Source organism: Mycobacterium sp. HUMS_12744610 (assembly GCF_041206865.1).
Taxonomy (GTDB): Bacteria; Actinomycetota; Actinomycetes; order Mycobacteriales; family Mycobacteriaceae; genus Mycobacterium; species Mycobacterium servetii.
Map to the genome: position 1 here is coordinate 5524874 of NZ_JBGEDP010000001.1, position 16498 is coordinate 5541371.

At 71.8% G+C, this 16498-nt stretch carries 15 protein-coding genes, 1 tRNA gene and 1 pseudogene; 7 read left to right on the plus strand and 10 right to left on the minus strand.

Going from position 1 to position 16498, the window contains the following annotated elements; translation table 11 throughout:
• Window positions 1-19 precede the first annotated feature (19 nt).
• A pseudogene (locus tag AB8998_RS26885) lies at window positions 20-1308 on the plus strand (pyridoxal phosphate-dependent aminotransferase).
• A 393-nt stretch (window positions 1309-1701) separates the two neighbouring features.
• Here AB8998_RS26885 and rfbA read toward each other — a convergent pair.
• Genes rfbA through AB8998_RS26900 form a run of 3 tightly spaced genes read right to left on the minus strand, consistent with a single transcriptional unit; the run spans window position 1702 to window position 3756 of the window.
• The gene (gene rfbA / locus AB8998_RS26890) at window positions 1702-2568 is read right to left on the minus strand and encodes a glucose-1-phosphate thymidylyltransferase RfbA (protein ID WP_369740966.1); all 867 of its coding nucleotides are present in this window, start codon (window positions 2566-2568) and stop codon (window positions 1702-1704) included.
• A gap of 9 nt (window positions 2569-2577) precedes the next feature.
• A complete protein-coding gene (locus tag AB8998_RS26895) occupies window positions 2578-2940 on the minus strand; it encodes a nuclear transport factor 2 family protein (RefSeq protein ID WP_369740967.1) in 363 nt (120 codons plus the stop codon).
• A 51-nt stretch (window positions 2941-2991) separates the two neighbouring features.
• Window positions 2992-3756 carry a maleylpyruvate isomerase family mycothiol-dependent enzyme gene (locus AB8998_RS26900; protein WP_369740968.1) on the minus strand — a complete coding sequence of 255 codons (765 nt, stop codon included), beginning with the start codon at window positions 3754-3756 and terminating at the stop codon, window positions 2992-2994.
• Between the two features lie 97 nt (window positions 3757-3853).
• Here AB8998_RS26900 and AB8998_RS26905 point away from each other — a divergent pair, with 97 nt between their 5' ends.
• The 5 genes from AB8998_RS26905 to AB8998_RS26925 all read left to right on the plus strand — a co-directional run bounded on the left by AB8998_RS26905 (window position 3854) and on the right by AB8998_RS26925 (window position 7200).
• Window positions 3854-4378, plus strand: a complete 525-nt coding sequence (locus tag AB8998_RS26905) for a hypothetical protein (protein WP_369740969.1) — start codon at window positions 3854-3856, stop codon at window positions 4376-4378.
• The gene (locus tag AB8998_RS26910; protein ID WP_369740970.1) at window positions 4368-4751 is read left to right on the plus strand and encodes a hypothetical protein; all 384 of its coding nucleotides are present in this window, start codon (window positions 4368-4370) and stop codon (window positions 4749-4751) included. The genes AB8998_RS26905 and AB8998_RS26910 overlap by 11 nt, the downstream gene beginning before the upstream one ends.
• A complete protein-coding gene (locus AB8998_RS26915) occupies window positions 4744-5097 on the plus strand; it encodes a hypothetical protein (RefSeq protein WP_369740971.1) in 354 nt (117 codons plus the stop codon). Before AB8998_RS26910 ends, AB8998_RS26915 begins: the two co-directional genes overlap by 8 nt.
• A 77-nt stretch (window positions 5098-5174) precedes the next feature.
• Window positions 5175-6797 carry a peptide chain release factor 3 gene (locus AB8998_RS26920; protein ID WP_369740972.1) on the plus strand — a complete coding sequence of 541 codons (1623 nt, stop codon included), beginning with the start codon at window positions 5175-5177 and terminating at the stop codon, window positions 6795-6797.
• Window positions 6798-6801: 4 nt separating this feature from the next.
• The gene (locus AB8998_RS26925; RefSeq protein ID WP_369741789.1) at window positions 6802-7200 is read left to right on the plus strand and encodes a MerR family transcriptional regulator; all 399 of its coding nucleotides are present in this window, start codon (window positions 6802-6804) and stop codon (window positions 7198-7200) included.
• Here the strand turns inward: AB8998_RS26925 and AB8998_RS26930 are convergent.
• The 7 genes from AB8998_RS26930 to AB8998_RS26960 form a co-directional block, all read right to left on the minus strand.
• Window positions 7197-8519 (minus strand): UDP-glucose dehydrogenase family protein, encoded by a 1323-nt coding sequence (locus tag AB8998_RS26930; RefSeq protein ID WP_369740973.1) that lies wholly within the window; start codon window positions 8517-8519, stop codon window positions 7197-7199. The genes AB8998_RS26925 and AB8998_RS26930 overlap by 4 nt on opposite strands.
• Window positions 8520-8615: 96 nt before the next feature.
• Complete coding sequence (locus AB8998_RS26935; RefSeq protein WP_369740974.1) at window positions 8616-10004, minus strand: DUF7159 family protein; 1389 nt, start codon at window positions 10002-10004, stop codon at window positions 8616-8618.
• A gap of 144 nt (window positions 10005-10148) precedes the next feature.
• Complete coding sequence (locus tag AB8998_RS26940) at window positions 10149-11279, minus strand: DUF7159 family protein (protein ID WP_369740975.1); 1131 nt, start codon at window positions 11277-11279, stop codon at window positions 10149-10151.
• A 53-nt stretch (window positions 11280-11332) separates the two neighbouring features.
• Window positions 11333-12853: a DUF7159 family protein gene (locus tag AB8998_RS26945; protein ID WP_369741790.1), complete on the minus strand. Its 1521-nt coding sequence runs from the start codon at window positions 12851-12853 to the stop codon at window positions 11333-11335.
• A 242-nt stretch (window positions 12854-13095) separates the two neighbouring features.
• A complete protein-coding gene (locus AB8998_RS26950) occupies window positions 13096-14835 on the minus strand; it encodes a DUF7159 family protein (protein ID WP_420492647.1) in 1740 nt (579 codons plus the stop codon).
• Window positions 14836-14943: 108 nt separating this feature from the next.
• Entirely contained in the window at window positions 14944-15516 is a 573-nt protein-coding gene (gene dcd, locus AB8998_RS26955) for a dCTP deaminase (protein WP_369740976.1), read from the minus strand.
• Window positions 15517-15551: 35 nt separating this feature from the next.
• Complete coding sequence (locus AB8998_RS26960; RefSeq protein WP_369740977.1) at window positions 15552-16199, minus strand: VldE C-terminal domain-containing protein; 648 nt, start codon at window positions 16197-16199, stop codon at window positions 15552-15554.
• Window positions 16200-16366: 167 nt separating this feature from the next.
• On the opposite strand from AB8998_RS26960, the gene AB8998_RS26965 reads away from it, so the two are divergent.
• Window positions 16367-16440 (plus strand) — tRNA-Gly (locus tag AB8998_RS26965).
• Window positions 16441-16498: the final 58 nt, after the last annotated feature.

Genomic DNA, 16498 nt, shown 5'->3' on the forward strand with positions numbered 1-16498 from the left:
GCAGGTCAGCAAAATATCGGTGGACAGTGATGGCACCATGGTGAAGTGACAACTCACCAGCTGCCCGTGCACACCACCGGTCATCACCGGCAACGGGTGTTCGCGCAGTCGTCGAAGCTCCAGGACGTCCTGTACGAGATCCGCGGCCCGGTACACCAGCACGCCGCGCGGCTGGAGGCCGAGGGACACCGCATCCTCAAGCTCAACATCGGCAACCCGGCACCGTTCGGCTTCGAGGCACCCGACGTGATCATGCGCGACATGATTCAGGCGCTGCCGTACGCCCAGGGCTACTCCGACTCGCAGGGCATCCTGCCGGCCCGGCGCGCGGTGGTCACCCGCTACGAGCTGGTCGAGGGGTTCCCCCGGTTCGACGTCGACGACGTCTACCTGGGCAACGGGTGCTCCGAGCTGATCACGATGACGCTGCAGGCCCTGCTCGACAACGGCGACCAGGTGTTGATCCCGTCGCCGGACTACCCGCTGTGGACGGCGTCGACATCACTGGCCGGTGGCACGCCCGTGCACTACCTGTGCGACGAGACACAGGGCTGGCAGCCCGACCTCGCCGATCTGGAATCCAAGATCACCGAGCGAACCAAGGCGTTGGTCGTGATCAACCCGAACAATCCGACGGGCGCGGTGTACAGCCGCGCGGTGCTCACCCAGATGGTCGAGCTGGCGCGCAAGCACCAACTGCTGCTGCTGGCCGACGAGATCTACGACAAGATCCTCTATGACGACGCCCAGCACATCAGCGTGGCCACTCTCGCGCCCGACATGCTGTGCCTGACCTTCAACGGCCTGTCCAAGGCCTACCGGGTCGCCGGCTACCGGGCCGGTTGGCTGGCGATCACCGGGCCCAAGGACCACGCCGGCAGCTTCATCGAGGGCATCAGCCTGCTGGCCAACATGCGGCTGTGCCCCAACGTGCCCGCCCAGCACGGGATCCAGGTCGCCCTCGGCGGGCACCAGAGCATCGAGGACCTGGTGCTGCCGGGCGGCCGGCTGCTCGAGCAGCGCGACGTCGCCTGGGAGAAGCTCAACCAGATCCCCGGGGTGTCCTGCGTGAAGCCCGAGGGCGCGCTGTACGCGTTCCCGCGGCTGGACCCCGAGGTCTATGACATCGCCGACGACGAGCAGCTGGTCCTCGACCTGCTGCTGCAGGAGAAGATCCTGGTCACCCAGGGCACCGGGTTCAACTGGCCCGCACCGGATCACCTGCGGATCGTGACCCTGCCGTGGGCCCGCGACCTGGCGGCCGCGATCGAACGGCTCGGCAACTTCCTGGCCGGCTACCGGCAGTAACTTCGCGGGAGGCGCCGCAAACTACCCACGAGCCACCGGGGCTGTTTGAGCCAGCAAACGAACAAGGTTTGCGGGAAAACCCACTCCGGCGGTCCCGGTATGGCTACGGTAGATTCCGTCCCCACAGTCGCCCACCCTGTGCGTTTGAGGGGCCGCGTCGGCTCCGCGCAGCCCACGCCCCCGGACAGCGAGGGCGGCGCCGGCGGATCTCCCGGACCGAACGGCGGTTTCGCCGGCGGCAATGGCGGCAACGGCGGCAACGCAGTGCTGATCGGCGATGGCGGCAACGGTGGCAACGTCGGGAAAGCCGGCGCCGGTACCCCCGGCAACCCTGGCGCCGCCGGATTGTTGCTCGGCCAGCTCGGCCAGTTCGGGCAGTCGGGGTTGTATTGGTTAGCGCCGCTCCAACAGCCCCAACAGGTAGTCGCCGTACCCGGACTTGACCAGCGTGCGTGCGCGCTCCTCCAGCTCCGTATCGCTGATCCAGCCCTGCGCCCAAGCGATTTCCTCGGGCACGCTGACCTTGAGGCCCTGCCGCCGTTCCAGCGTGCGAACGTAGTCGCTGGCGTCCAGCAACGAGTCGAAGGTGCCGGTGTCCAGCCACGCCGTCCCGCGGGCGAGCACCTCGACCGTAAGCCGGCCCCGGTTCAGGTAGATCTGGTTGACGCCGGTGATCTCGTACTCGCCGCGGTCGGATTTCTTCAGCCCCTTGGCGATCTCGATCACGTCGTTGTCGTAGAAGTACAGACCGGGGACCGCGTATTGCGACTTCGGCGTGGCGGGCTTCTCCTCCAGCGACAGCGCCGTGCCGTCGGCGCTGAACTCCACGACACCGTAGGCCGACGGGTTGGCCACCCAGTAGGCGAAAATCGCTCCGCCGTCCAGGGATTGGAATCGGCTCAGGCTGGTGCCCAGCCCCGGGCCGTAAAAGATGTTGTCTCCCAGCACCAGAGCCACCGAATCGTTGCCGATGTGGTTCTCGCCGAGGACGAAAGCCTGCGCCAGCCCGTCGGGGCTCTGCTGGGTCACATAGCTGAGGTTGACGCCGAACTGCGCGCCGCCGCCCAGGAGGCGCTGGAAGCCCGCCGCGTCGTGCGGGGTGGTGATCACCAGGATGTCGCGGATCCCGGCCATCATCAGCGTCGACAGCGGGTAGTAGATCATCGGCTTGTCGTAGACGGGCAGCAACTGCTTGCTGATGCCCTGGGTGATCGGGTGCAGGCGCGTGCCGGATCCGCCGGCCAGAATGATTCCCCGCATGCGCGTCTCCTACTGAACGAGGTCGGACTCGGTGAGCTCGGTGGCCGCCAGCGCCGCCGCGAGACTCTCGTGGCGGAACACCGCGGTGACGTGGTCGTGGACCACCCGAAACGCCGACGCCGCGGCGGGCTCGTCGGGGTCGGGGAACTTCTGCTCGACGACCACGACGCCGTCGTGCACGTACATCCGGCCGATCTCGGCCGCCGGGCGCCGCGACGCGACCCAGTGGCGCAGCGCGTCGTGGCCCTGCGCGGCCCCGTGCGCGTCGGCGATGTCGATGTCGTCGCTGGACAGCGCCACCAGGGTGTCGACGTCGGAGGCGTTGAGGGCGTCATGCCACGCCAGAACGGTGGCGATCTCCGATGTGGTCATGGGTGCAAAGTACCGTGCCCGGCGCGCGCCGTTGCCCGAAACCCTGCGTTGCTAGAGCGGGGTTCGGTCCAGCCAGTTCCGCCACACGGCTTCGTCGCCGAAAAGCTCGATACCGGTGTCGGCGAGCGGTACCCGGCGCACCATCACCAGCAGCAGCTCGGTGGCGCCGCCCCGCAACGCCACGGTGCCCGTGCCGTGCTGGTGCGACCAGCCGATCCGGCCGTCCTCGACGGCGACGGTCCACTCGCCGGCCTCGCCCAGGCCGGCATCGGTGGCGTGCAGGTGCAGCGTCCGGCCATCGTCGAGCGGGAGCTCCGCGTCGTCCGCGCCGGCTCTGACCGCGATGCGCTCCAGGAATTCGGTGATGCCGTCGGCCGCGATCTCGGGGGGCAGCCTGAACTCGGCGCCGACGGCGATGGCCGCGTCGGCCCGGTGCACGGCGATCTCGTGCAACCAGCGCCGGACCCACCAGTTCGCCGGGCGCGGCCCGAGGAAGGTCCACACCGGCGTCTGGGCACCGGTCAGCTCCACCGCGTCGACCAGGCACCGGGCCCCGCCCTGCAGCCAGGAGATCGCCTCGGCGGAATCCGGTGGCGGCTTGCCGTCCTCGACGGCGCGGAAGTCCAGCGGATGGTCGAGCTTGTCCCTGACGATCTGGGCCGCCCAGCGCTGGCCCCGCCCGACGTGGCGGAACAGCTGCTTGAGCGTCCACCCCGGGCAGGTCGGCACCGGGGTGACATCGTCGGCGTCCCGGCCGTCGCGGAACAGCTCGGCGAAGGCGCGGTTCTCGTCGAGGAAGGCAGCGGCATAGTCCACGCCGGCCAGGCTACCGCGGCACGGTTGCGACGAATGGCCCGTCCCCGAGGGAAATCCGCCTCTACCAGGGCTGGCCGTGGTGTGCTGCGATGGAACCATGAGAACGCCGGGCGCACCCAGCGCCCAGGAACGGGAACAGGTCCTGGTCGAGCGGGAGCGGATCGCCGAGGAACGCGAGGGCATCGTCGCCGAGCGTGAACACGTCGCCGCCGACCGCGAGCAGGTCGCGAACCGGCGCGAGGCGTTGACCGAAGGGGTGGAGCAGTGGGTGCGCTACCTCGAGGCGCGCACCATCCTGGCCGATCGCCGCGAGGCGCTGGCCGACGAGCGGGAGCGGCTCGCCGACGAGCGGGAGCGGCTCGCCGACGAGCGGGAGCGGCTCGCCGACGAGCGGGAGCGGACCGCCAACCGGCGCGAGGTCGACACCGGACCCAGCGCCCAGCGGACGGCCGAGCGGGGCGAACGTCAGCGCGAGGCCGTGCTGCGCGAGCAGGCCGACGTCGAACGCGAGCAGGCCGCAAGCGAACGAAGGCTCGCGCGGCAGCGAGCCGAGAACGAAGCCCGACAGCTCAGGCAGGCTCCCGGCGGGCTCGGCGGTACGGGGACGGACAGTGACGGCTGAGGACGACGACCGGCGGAGCGAGTTGGACCGCCGGGCGGCCGAACTGGACGAACGCGAGCGGGCGGCCGCGCACCGCGAGGCCGAGCTGACCAAACGCGAGCATGTCGCGAACGAGCGCGAACGCATCGCCGACGAGCGGGACCGCATCGCCAACGACCGCGAGTGCGCGGCCGACGAGCGGGAGGAAGCCGCCGACGAACGCGAGGGCACGGCCGCCGCACGCGAACGCGAACGGGTGGGGCGCGCCGAAGCCGGGGAGCGCCGCGCGCGGGCCCGCGCGCGGCGCGACCAGGCCGACATCTCGCGCGAGATGTCGGCCAGCGAACGCGACGCCGGGGAACCGTCGCCGACCGAGGGGCAGGGCGATGCCTGACGGCGACAACAACCACGTCCAGGCCGGCTCCGACCCGGGCCGGCTTGCCGAAGAGGCGTTCCGCGCCGGGCAGCGGGCGGCAGCGGCGCGGCGCGGCGCGCAGGCGGCCCAAATGTCCGCCGCCGACAGCGTGGACCACTCCGCGGACAGCCACGAGCGCACGGCGAGGGCTTACGAGGAAGCGGCCGAACAAAACGAGTCGCGCAGGGAGGAATACCTGCGGCACGCAGCTCAGCACCGCAAGTTCGCGGACGAGGACCGCCTCATGGCCCAGCAGTTGCGGAAGATGGCGGAGATCCAACCCCGCGGGCCATCACGCCGCGCTCCGGAGGCCCCGCCCGCCTAGGGGAACGCCGGAATCTACCGTTACGTAAGAGTACGTGTAGGGTGGTGCCGCCCTGTCCAAGTAACCGAGGAGTGCCGATGGTCGCCCCCGACGTGGCGTCGCCGAGCGCCCCGGAAATCGCCGGGGAGGCACTGCGCCGGCGCACGTTCGCGGTGATCAGCCACCCCGACGCCGGCAAGTCCACCCTCACCGAGGCGGTGATGCTGCACGCGCGGGTGATCGCCGAAGCCGGCGCCGTCCACGGTAAGGCGGGGCGCAAGTCGACGGTGTCGGACTGGATGGACATGGAGAAGGCGCGCGGCATCTCCATCTCGTCGACCGCGCTGCAGTTCGCCTACCACCACCGCGACGGCGCCGAATGCGTGGTGAACCTGGTCGACACCCCCGGGCACGCCGACTTCTCCGAGGACACCTACCGCGTGCTGTCGGCCGTGGACTGCGCGGTGATGCTGATCGACGCGGCCAAGGGCCTGGAACCGCAGACGCTGAAGCTGTTCCAGGTGTGCCGCCACCGGGGCATCCCGATCATCACGGTGATCAACAAGTGGGACCGCCCGGGCCGGGACGCCCTGGAGTTGCTCGACGAGATCGAGCGCCGGATCGGGCTGCGCCCGACACCGCTGACCTGGCCGGTCGGGATCGCGGGCGACTTCCACGGCGTCATCGACCGCGCCACCGGCGAATTCGTGCGCTTCACCCGCACCGCCGGCGGGGCCACACTCGCGCCGGAGGAGCGGATGCGCGCCGACCGTGCGCGCGAGCTGACCGGCGCCGACTTCGACACCGCGCAGGAGGAATGCGCGCTGCTGTCCGCCGACGGCGCCGACTTCAACCGGGAGACCTTCCTGGCGGGCCGGACCACGCCGCTGCTGTTCACCTCGGCGATCCTCAACTTCGGGGTGAGCCAGCTGCTGGACGCCCTGATCGAGCACGCACCGGCGCCGCAGGCCCCGGTCGACGTCGCCGGCCGTCCCCGCGCCATCGACGCGCCGTTCAGCGCGCTGGTCTTCAAGGTGCAGGCGGGCATGGACTCGGCCCACCGCGACCGGGTGGCCTTCGCCCGGGTGTGCTCGGGCGCCTTCCGCCGCGGTGACGTCGTCACCCACGCCGCCAGCGGGCGGCCGTTCACCACCAAGTACGCGCAGTCGGTGTTCGGGCAGCAGCGCACCAGCCTCGACACCGCCTACCCCGGCGACGTGATCGGGCTGGTCAACGCGACCTCCCTGCGACCCGGGGACACGCTCTACGTCGACGCGCCGGTGGAGTACCCGGCGATCCCGAGCTTTGCCCCCGAGCACTTCGCCGTGGCCCGGGGCTGCGACACCAGCAAGCACAAGCAGTTCCGGCGCGGTATCGCCCAGCTCGAGCAGGAGGGCGTGGTCCAGGTGCTGCGTTCGGATCTGCGCGGCGACCAGGCGCCGGTGCTGGCCGCCGTCGGCCCCATGCAGTTCGAGGTGGCCAGCCACCGCATGGGCGGCGAGCTGAGCGCGCCGATCCAGCTCGAGCACCTCAGCTACACGGTCGCGCGCCGTACCCGCCCGGAGGACGCCCCGTTCCTGCAGGCCCAGCGCGGCGTCGAGGTGCTGACCCGCACCGACGGCGCCCTGCTGGCGCTGTTCTCGGACAAGTGGTGGATGGAGACCCTCCTGCGCAACAACCCGGACCTGGTGCTGGAGCCGCTGATCGCGGCCGCGGACTGAGATGATGCGGATCGGTGAGGTGGCGCTGCGCACCGAGCTGTCGGTGCGCACCGTGCGCCACTACCACGACGTCGGGCTGGTCGTGCCGTCGGCGCGGTCGGAGGGCGGCTTCCGGCTCTACACCGAGGCCGACGTGCAGCGGCTGTCGGTGATCCGGCGAATGAAGCCGCTCGGGTTCTCCCTGGCGGAGATGAAACAGCTGCTCGACGCGCTCGACGTGCTGCGCGTCGCCCCGGACGGCACCGGGGCGACCGACGCGCGACGCGAACGCTCCCGCGCCGTGTTGACGCAGTGCTGGGCGCAGACCCGCGACAGCGCGGCGCGTCTGCGCCGTCACCTCGCCTACGCCGACGAACTCACCGACCTGCTGGCCGGCGCGGCGGCCGGCACGGGCGGCCGCTAGGCCCGCCGCGCCCCCAGCCGGAAGACCTGCCAGCCCGCCCGCTCCCAGCGGGCGACGTCCAGGCAGCTGCGGCCGTCGACGACGACCCGGGCCCGCACCCGGTCGGCCAGGTCGTCGGGGTCCAGGTCGATGAACTGCCGCCACTCGGTGAGCACAAGCACGGCGTCGGCGCGCTCGCAGGCCTCTTCGACCGAGACCGCGTAGTGCAGCGTCGGGAACAGCCGCTGCGCGTTGTCCAGCGCCTTGGGATCGAACACGTTGACCGCGGCGCCGTTGAGCTGCAGCTGGCCGGCGACATTCAGCGCGGGCGAGTCACGCACGTCGTCGGACTCGGGCTTGAACGCCGCCCCGAGGACGGCGATGTTGGCGCCCAGCAGCGAGCCGCCGCAGGCGGTGCTGGCCAGTTCCACCATCCGGGTGCGGCGGCGCATGTTGATGCTGTCCACCTCGCGCAGGAAGGTCAGCGCCTGGTCGGCGCCCAGCTCGCCGGCACGGGCCATGAACGCGCGGATGTCCTTGGGCAGGCAGCCGCCGCCGAAACCCAGGCCGGCGTTGAGGAACTGGCGCCCGATCCGCGGGTCGTAGCCCAGCGCGTCGGACAGCAGGCTGACGTCGGCGCCCGCGGCCTCGCACACCTCGGAGATGGCGTTGATGAACGAGATGGTCGCCAGGAAGGCGTTGGCCGACACCTTGACCAGCTCGGCGGTCTGCAGGTCGGTCACCAGGAACGGGATCCCGGCGGCCAGCAGCGGTGCGTACAATTCGCGCACGGCGGGCTCGGCGCGGGTCGAATCTTCCTGCACGCCGAGCACGATGCGGTCCGGTTGCAAGGTGTCGCGCACGGCGTAGCCCTCGCGCAGGAACTCCGGGTTCCACGCGATCTCCACGTCGACCCCACGGGGAGCCAGCGCCGCGGCCCGACGGCTCAGCTCGGCCGCGGTGCCCACCGGCACCGTCGATTTGCCGACGAGCACCGACGGCCGGGTCAGCCGCGGCACCAACTCGTCGATGACGGCGTGGACGTGGCACAGGTCGGCGCCGTACTCGCCCTTCTTCTGCGGCGTGCCCACGCCCAGGAAGTGCACGTCGGCGAAGTCGGCGGCCAGGTCGTAGTCGGTGGTGAACCGCAACCGCCCCGCGGCGAGGTTCTCGGTCAGCAACTTCCGCAGGCCGGGCTCGTAGAAGGGGATGTCGCCCCCGGCGAGCTTGGCGACCTTGCCCGGGTCGATGTCGACCCCCACGACGTCGTGGCCCAGTTGCGCCATCCCGACCGCATGGGTGGCGCCCAGATAGCCGGTGCCGAACACGGTGCATCGCATAACACCGGTGTAGGCGGCCGCGATGAGCTAACTGCATCGACTCGCTGAGCGGTAGTTAAACGGCAGATGACACCTGACACCGGCCGGCCAGACGCGCTACAGCCCGGGGATACCGATGCCCGGGATGCCGAACCCGCCGTGCCCGCGCCCGCGGCCGAAGCCGCCGTGCGGGACGCCCGGAAATCCGCCGCGGTCGTCGTCACCGCCGCCGCCGATGAACGGCGGTAGGCGCAGCGGGATTTGTATCGGCGGGGGCGGCGGAGGCGGCGGGGCGGCCGGAGCGGGCGCCGGCGCCGGGGCGGCCGGCACCGGAGCGGGCGCCGGCGCGGGGGCCTGAGGCGCCGGGGCCGGGGCTTGGGGGGCAGGAGCCGGGGCGGGCGCCGCCGGCTTGGGGGCGGGTGCCTTGGGGGCGGGCGCCTCGGGCGCCGCGGGCGCGGGCACCTGATGCGTGGGGGCGACGAGTTTGTGGCCCGGGTTGGGTTTGACGCCGGCGTGGGGCCGAATGGTGACCGCCAGGGCCACGACCAGCGCGGCCACACCGACGACGAAGATCCCCGCCAACGCGGTGCCCAGCAATCTGAACCTGCGGTCGCGGTAGCCGCCGTCGAGAAGGTTGGTCGCCGCGGTCTGGGCGCCCGGGTAGGCACCGGTGTAGGGGTCGTCGTCGGCGACGGCACTGTAGGCGAGGTTGTCCAGGCCGGCGTCACCGCCGGCCTCGAAGTACCCGGGAGCAATCGCCATCGGGTCGATGGCGCCGGTGCCGGGGTCCTGGGCGTAGGCCAGCGCCGCGGTCGACGACGCGAACAGCGGCGCGCTCGCCGACGCCAGCGCCGCGCCGCGCGCCAGCGCCGTGGCCGGCTCCTCGGGCGTGGTCAGCGGCAGCGCGGTCGCCTCCTCCAGCGCCGGTTTGATCATCGGGATGTCGATGCCGGCACCGACGACGAACAGCGCGTCCGGGCGCGGGGCCAGCCCCTCGGCCTTGGAGACCATCGTGACCAGTTGGGCGACCGCCGCGTCGTCGTCGTCGGGCAACGCCTCGCGGTGAACGTCGGTGATCGACCCGTCGGCACTGTCGACGACCGCCAGGGTGGCGGTGTCGGGCTCGATGTAGAGCAGCGCCGTCTGGGCGTAGTTGGTGTGGTTGCCGACCGCCTGGGCCAGCGCGGCCGCGGCCAAAAAGGCCGAGACCAGCATGACGTTCTCGATCTTGTGGGCGGCCAGCGCATCGCGCAGGGCGGCCGCCTCGGCGGGATCGGAGAAGGTGACCCCGGTTGACGCCAACCGGTAGCCGCCCTCGGCGGCGCCCTCCTTGGTGCCCAGGATCGCCGACACCACCTGGTCGGCCGCGCTGATCGTCGCCGCCTCGTCGTCGGCAGTTATCTGGAAGTTGTCCTCGTCGACGGTGGCTCCGTCACCGTCCTGTCCCTCGACCAGCACCATCTGAACTGCCGTCGGCGCCATCGACACGCCCAGTACCGTGTCCAAAGCTCCTCCATTGCCGTTTGCCAAACGGTGGCTTCGAGCCGTCGTCCTCGCACCCTCCGGCGACGCTGACGCGCCGGTCGCCCCCACCAATGTTCCCCTTGGGCCATGATTTTACGCGCGTCCCGCGGGGCGGGCGGGGCTCGTTCAGGGCCAGGGAACGGGGATGCCGTATCGATCCAGGTGGCGGCGGAGCCAGGCGCCCCCGCCGTGATCGTCACCACCGGGCCTGGCCGGGGGACCCTGTTGCGGGGGAGGCGCGGCCGGTGCGGGCGGCGGCGCGGCCGGAACGGGTGCGGGTGACGGCGCCGCGCGCGCCGGGGGCGGCGGCGCCGGCGTTGCTGACGGCGGGGGCGGGGCGGGCGCCGCGGTCTTCGGCGGCGGCGCCTGCGTCGCGGGGCCGTGGCTGCCGGTGTTGAGGACCAGCACCAGCGCGACCGCCGCCACCCCGGCGACCAAGACCGCCATCGCGGCGCCGGCCAACAGCACCGACCGGCGGCGACGCCGGCCGCGGTTCGTCTCGCCTTCGGTTTCGGCGTTCTCGACCCGGCCCCGGGCGGGGGCCGCCAGATCCTGCGCCGGCGGCATCGCCAGGGTGGGCGGTTCGCCCACCTGCGCGGTCGCCGCGGCCAGCGCGGCCCCGCGCGCCAGCGCCAGCTCGGGCTCCTCGGGAGCGGTCATCGGGAGCGGCGTCGCGGCCTCCAGCGCCGCCTTGATCGACCGGATGTCGACACCGGCGCCCACCAGGAACACCTCGCCGGGGCGGTCCTGCTGGGCTGCGACCCCCGAGACCATCGCGGCCAGCTGGGCTGTTGCCGCATCCCCCTTCGTCAGTGCCCGACGCCGAACGCCCCCGCCGGGGCCGGCAGCGGTGTCCACCACTACCAGCGTCGCGGCGGCCGGCTCGACGAAGAGCAGCGCGGTCCGGTCGCGTTTGGACGCTCTTCCGAGCGCCTGGGCCAGCGCCGCGGCCGCGGTGAACGCCGAGACCAGAGTGACGTCGTCGATGCGGCGCCGCGCGAGGGCGTCGCGCAGGGCGGCCGCTTCGGCGTCGTCGGTGCAGGTGATTCCGGTCGACCGCAGCCGGTAGCCGCCGGCCGCCGCGGCGTCCCGGGTCCGGAGGATGGCCTCGATCGCCACGTCCGCCGCGGCGGTCGGTGGTTTGCCGGCTAGGCCGAAGTCGTGCCGGTCGACGGTGACTCCGCCGGCACCTGCCCCTTCGACGAGCACCAGGCGGACCGCCGCGGGTGCCACAGACATGCCGACTACGACGTCCACCGCTCCTCCACCTCCACCTTCACCTGTCGATGTGCTGCGCTGCGGCGAGAGGGCTACCTGCGCCCGAAACCACCACCGAATCCACCGAAACCATGCCCACCGCCGAAGCCGCCGAAACCGTGGCCGCCGAAGCCGTGGCCCCCGCCGAAGCCGCCGTGACCGCCGCCGAAGAGGCCGCCCAGCGGGCCGCGGCCACCCCCGAACGGACCGCCACCGAACGGACCCCGCGGGCCCGGCCCGCCGAACGGACCACCACCGAACGGACCCCGCGGGCCCGGCACGCCGAACGGGCCCCGGCCTCCCCACCGCGGGGCGGGCGGATGAACGACCGGCGCCCGGGGCACCGGCGGACGGATGATCGGCACCCGGGGCACGGGAACGGGCACGGGCGGAGGAACCACCGGAATCGGCGCGGGCGCGGGCGGGGCCGCGGGAGCAGGAGCCACCGCGGGCGGGCGTATCGGGTGGGGTATCACCACCGGCCGGGGCGGCTTCGCCTGGACCGCCGGCGCGGGCGCGGAATGCGTTGGGACGATGATGTTTTCGTTCGGGCTGGGCCGCAAGGCCACTGTGGGACGAATGTTGATGGCCAGGGCGATCTCCAGGGCGACGACCGCCGCGATGACGATCACCGTCAACGTGCTGCCCACCAACATCAGGGATTTGCGCCGCGGTGTCTTTGTTCTCGGGCCGAAGACGACGGTCTGCGCGTCGGCGTCCTCGTCCGGCACGGCGCTGTAGGCGACGTTGTCCTCGCCTTCGCCGCCATCGCCGGCCGTGTCCGAAGCGCCCTGATAGGCGGGAAGCAGACCCGGAGACTGCCCGGCCAGAGCGAGGGGATCGATTTCGCCGGTGCCGGGGTCCAGCGCGTAGGCCAGCGCGGCGGTGGACGACGCGAACAACGGCGCGTTCGCCGACGCCAGCGCCGCACCCCGCGCCAGGGCCGTCTCCGGCTCGTCGGGGATGGCCAGGCGCAGGGACGTCGCGGCCTCCAGCGCCGGCTTGATCAGCGGGACATCGACGCCGGATCCGACGACGACCACGCCCTCGGGTCGCGCGTCGAGCGCCTCGGCGCCGGAAACCATCCCGGCGAGCTCGGCCACCGCCTCCTGGTCGTCGTCGGAAAGAACCCGGCGGTGCACATCGGAAACCGACCCGTCGGCGGTGTTGATCACGGCGAGGGTCGCGGTGTAGGGCTCGACGAACAGCAGCGCCGTGTGCGTGCAATTGGTGGCGTCGCCGACGGACTGGGCCAGCGCGGCCGCGGCCATGAACGCCGAGACCAGCATCACGTTCTCGAGTTTGTGGTCGATCAGCGCGTCGCGCAGCATCGCGGCCTCGACGTGATCGGTCCAGGTCACTCCCGTCGACAACAGCTGGTAGCCACCCTCTTCGGCGCCCTGCCGGGTGCCGAGAATCGCCGAGACCACCTGGCTCGGCGCGTCGGCGGGCGACGACTGCCCGGTGTCGAAGTCGTCCTGGTCGACGACGACCCCGTCGGCGTTCTCCCCCTCGACCAGCACCATGCGGACCCTGGTCGGCGTCATCGAAACGCCGAGCACGATGTCCACCACTTTTCCCATCCCCCTGGGTAATTCGCTGCGCGTAATTCGCTGCGCGTAATTCGCTGCGCCGTCCACGGTACGAGCCGGGATCGCCTTGGCCACCGGGCGACGGAAACCTCACGCCTCGTGGAGTTCCGGCTCACAGGTGCGACGGCACAGTTCTAGACCGACCGCAATGATCCGAGCGTACCCGCGCGGCGCGCGGACACCGGCCAATCCTCGTTCGCTGTGCTGCGGCACCGGGCCGAACGTCAGTGGTGCCCGCCGAATCCACCGAAACCACCGCCGTGGCCGCCGCCACCGAATCCGCCGAACGGCCCTCCACCGCCGAAGGGTCCGCCCCCGCCGAACGTTCCCCCGCCGTGGCCGCCGCCGAACGGTCCACCGCCACCAAACGGGCCGGGACCACCGATCGGCCCGCCACCGGGCGCCGGCACATGACCACCCAGACCACCAGGCCCACCCAGACCACCTGGAACATGAACAGGCCCACCACCCGGACCACCCAGCCCACCCGGACCCCCACCTGGCACCGGCACATGACCATCAAGCCCACCCGGGCCTGCACCCGGCTTGGGCGGCGCGCCCTGCCCGCCGGGAACGGGGTGGGGCGGCGACAGCGGACCCGTGCCACCGCCCGACGGCGGCGACTGCGGGTGCGGCGCGTGGACGGGCGGGGGAACCACCACGGGTTGCGGCGCGTGCGGCACAGGCGCAGACGGCGGGCTCAGAACGCGGTAGGGGAGGGGCACGCCGAGCATGGGCGCGGGCACGTGAATCGGCGGCGCCGGGACCGGCACCACCGGCGGGACCGCCACGGGCACCGGCACGATCGGAGCCGCCGGGACCGGAGGCGCCGCCGCCGGCACCGGGGCGGCCACCGGCGGGTTCAGGGGCTTGGGCGCTGCCACCGGTAGGGGCACGTTGAGCGCCGGCTTCGGGGCCACGGCCGGGAGCGGCGCGGGCGCCGGTGCCTGCCGGGCCGGGACGATCAGCTGTTGAGCGGGAGTGGGCTGGAGGGCGACCGTCGTGCGGATGCCGATCGCCAGCGCGATCTCGAGCGCCAGCACCGCGCTGATGCCGGCCACCGCCAGCCCGCTGCCGATCAGCAGGGCGGGCCGGCGGCGCGGTTGGCCCGCGTCGGGGGCGAAGAGCCCTTCGATGACGGCGGTCGGGGCTTCGGAGTCCGGGTCTGGCACCGCGCTGTACGCGACGTCGTTCTCGCCGGGAACCCCGGAGAGGCTGAGGTAGTCCGGCAGGCCGGATACGTCGACTACACCGGTCCCGGCGTCCTGGGCGTAGGCCAGGGCAGCGGTCGAGGAGGCGAACAACGGCGCGTTCGCCGACGCCAGCGCGGCGCCACGGGCCAGCGCCGTCTGCGGCTCCTCCGGCAGGCTGACGTCCAGCGACGTCGCCGCCTCCAGCGTCGGCCGCAGCGGGGCGACGTCGACACCGGACCCCACCACGAACAGCCCGCCCGCGGCCGGTGCCGAACCGTCGAGCCCGGCCACCATCGCCCCGAGTTGCGCGACCGCCTCGTCGTAGGTCTCGGCATCGAGGCACGTCTTGCGGACGTCGGCGATGGAGCCGTCGGACGTCTCCACCAGCGCCGTCGTCGCGATGCCGGGCTCCACGAACAGCACCGCGGTGCGTTCGTAACCCATTGCGCCGCCGACGGATTGCGCCAGCGAGATGGCGGCCAGGAACGCCGACACCAGCATGACATTGTCGATCCGGTGGGCGGCCAGCGCGTCGCGCAACGCGGCGGCCTCCTGCTGATCGGTCCAGCTCACCCCGATCGAGGACAGCTCCAGACCCGCGTCGGCCGCGCCCTGGCGGGTGCCCAGGATGGCGGCGATCACCCGATCGGGGGCGCCGGCGTCGACGTCGAACTCGTCCTCTTCGATCGTGGGGCCGTCGGCGTTCTCGCCCTCCAGCAAAACCAGCTGGATCGCTGCCGGTGCCATCGACACCCCGAGCACGGTGTCCAAAACCCATCCTCCAAAAATCCCGCAGCCTGCCGTGGTCTGGGGGAGGAAAACCACGCGGACCGCTACATCGATCTTCGGCGGTGAAGCTGTGCCGCGGGCCTGCCGAAGCTAGGGACTTCGTATGAAATTCTGGTAGGAGCGCGACGGCGTGGGTCCGCGCTGGCCCTGGTATTTCGAACCGACGGCCGAACTGCCGTAAGGGTGTTCCGCCGGGCTGGTCAGACGCAGGATGCACAGCTGGCCGATCTTCATGCCCGGCCACAGGGTGATCGGCAAGTTGGCGACGTTGGACAGCTCCAACGTGATGTGGCCGCTGAAACCGGGATCGATGAACCCGGCCGTCGAGTGCGTCAGCAGGCCCAGGCGGCCCAGCGACGATTTGCCTTCCAAACGTCCCGCGAGGTCGTCGGGCAGGGTGAACAGCTCCAGCGTCGCGCCGAGCACGAACTCGCCGGGGTGCAGCACGAACGGTTCGCCGGGGTCGGGTTCGACCAGGCTGGTCAGCTCGTCCTGCTGCTTGGCGGGGTCGATGTGGGTGTAGCGGGTGTTGTTGAACACCCGGAACAGGCGGTCGAGGCGGACGTCGATGCTGGAGGGCTGCACCAGCGTGTCGTCGAACGGGTCGACACCCAGCCGGCCGGCGGCGACTTCGGCCCTCAGGTCACGATCGGAGAGCAGCATCCGCAGAGCCTATCTGCCGCGCAGACGGCCCCGGCTCAACGCAGGTACACCTCCCGGCCGGTGGGATATCCGCCGCCGGTGGTGGTGACGTGGACGTGGTCGTAGTGGCCCAGCCTGCTCGGTTGCGCGCCGTTGGGCGTGTAGTAGACGCCGCGCCAGATGGCGTCCTGCATGCCGAATCGACGGGCGTTGCGGCGCACGAACGCGACGATCTGGTTGCCCAGCGCTATGCCATGGGCGCTGCCGGGGTCGGGGATCATCACGTCGATCGCCAGACCGTTGGGATGCCAGGGCAACGGATCCGGGCGCACCCCGCCGATCTCGTGGATCTCGGGGAACTCGGCGCTGATGGCGCGGGCCGCCAAGATGGTCCTGACCTGCAGGCCGTGCTCGGGTGCGACGCCGGCCGGCAAGAATCTGGGTTGCCGGTGGTAGCGGGAGGCGGCGGCGAACTCAGCGCCGCGGGCCGCGCCGTCACCGGCCGTCCCCGGAGCCGGCATCGCCGCCACCACCTCGAAACAACACGGTTCGACGTCGGCCACGACCGGCTCGGCGACGATCTCACGCGCGGCGCCCGGATACGCATCAGCGCTCGCCGCTAAGAAGACGACGGCGGGGGCGGCTATCGCTGCCAGGAGAGTTGCCGACTTGCGGCGCGTCCTGGGTAACTCGTGCCTGCCCACAGGAGGCACCATACGAGATCACGAATTGTCACGAAAGGGTAAACATCACGGCGTCACTGTCGGGGGCTGCTCAGCCGGTGCGACTCGAGCGGCTTACTCTGCGCCGCCGCGACGACCGCCCTACGGTCCGGCCCCGGCAACGGATGCTAGCCTTTCGAAGCGACACCGCCGATGTAGTTCAATGGCAGAACATCAGCTTCCCAAGCTGAATACGCGGGTTCGATTCCCGTCATCGGCTCCACAAAGCACCTGGCAGTGGCCGGTCGTTCACCGCTGGGCACAGAACCGGCGTCGCGCCT

Excerpts from the sequence above, each read along its gene's own strand:
- rfbA (WP_369740966.1), bottom strand. The coding sequence starts at position 2,568 with ATGCGGGGAATCATTCTGGCCGGCGGATCCGGCACGCGCCTGCACCCG.
- AB8998_RS26895 (WP_369740967.1), bottom strand. The coding sequence starts at position 2,940 with ATGACCACATCGGAGATCGCCACCGTTCTGGCGTGGCATGACGCCCTC.
- AB8998_RS26905 (WP_369740969.1), top strand. The coding sequence starts at position 3,854 with ATGAGAACGCCGGGCGCACCCAGCGCCCAGGAACGGGAACAGGTCCTG.
- AB8998_RS26915 (WP_369740971.1), top strand. The coding sequence starts at position 4,744 with ATGCCTGACGGCGACAACAACCACGTCCAGGCCGGCTCCGACCCGGGC.
- AB8998_RS26920 (WP_369740972.1), top strand. The coding sequence starts at position 5,175 with ATGGTCGCCCCCGACGTGGCGTCGCCGAGCGCCCCGGAAATCGCCGGG.
- AB8998_RS26925 (WP_369741789.1), top strand. The coding sequence starts at position 6,802 with ATGCGGATCGGTGAGGTGGCGCTGCGCACCGAGCTGTCGGTGCGCACC.
- AB8998_RS26930 (WP_369740973.1), bottom strand. The coding sequence starts at position 8,519 with ATGCGATGCACCGTGTTCGGCACCGGCTATCTGGGCGCCACCCATGCG.
- dcd (WP_369740976.1), bottom strand. The coding sequence starts at position 15,516 with ATGCTGCTCTCCGATCGTGACCTGAGGGCCGAAGTCGCCGCCGGCCGG.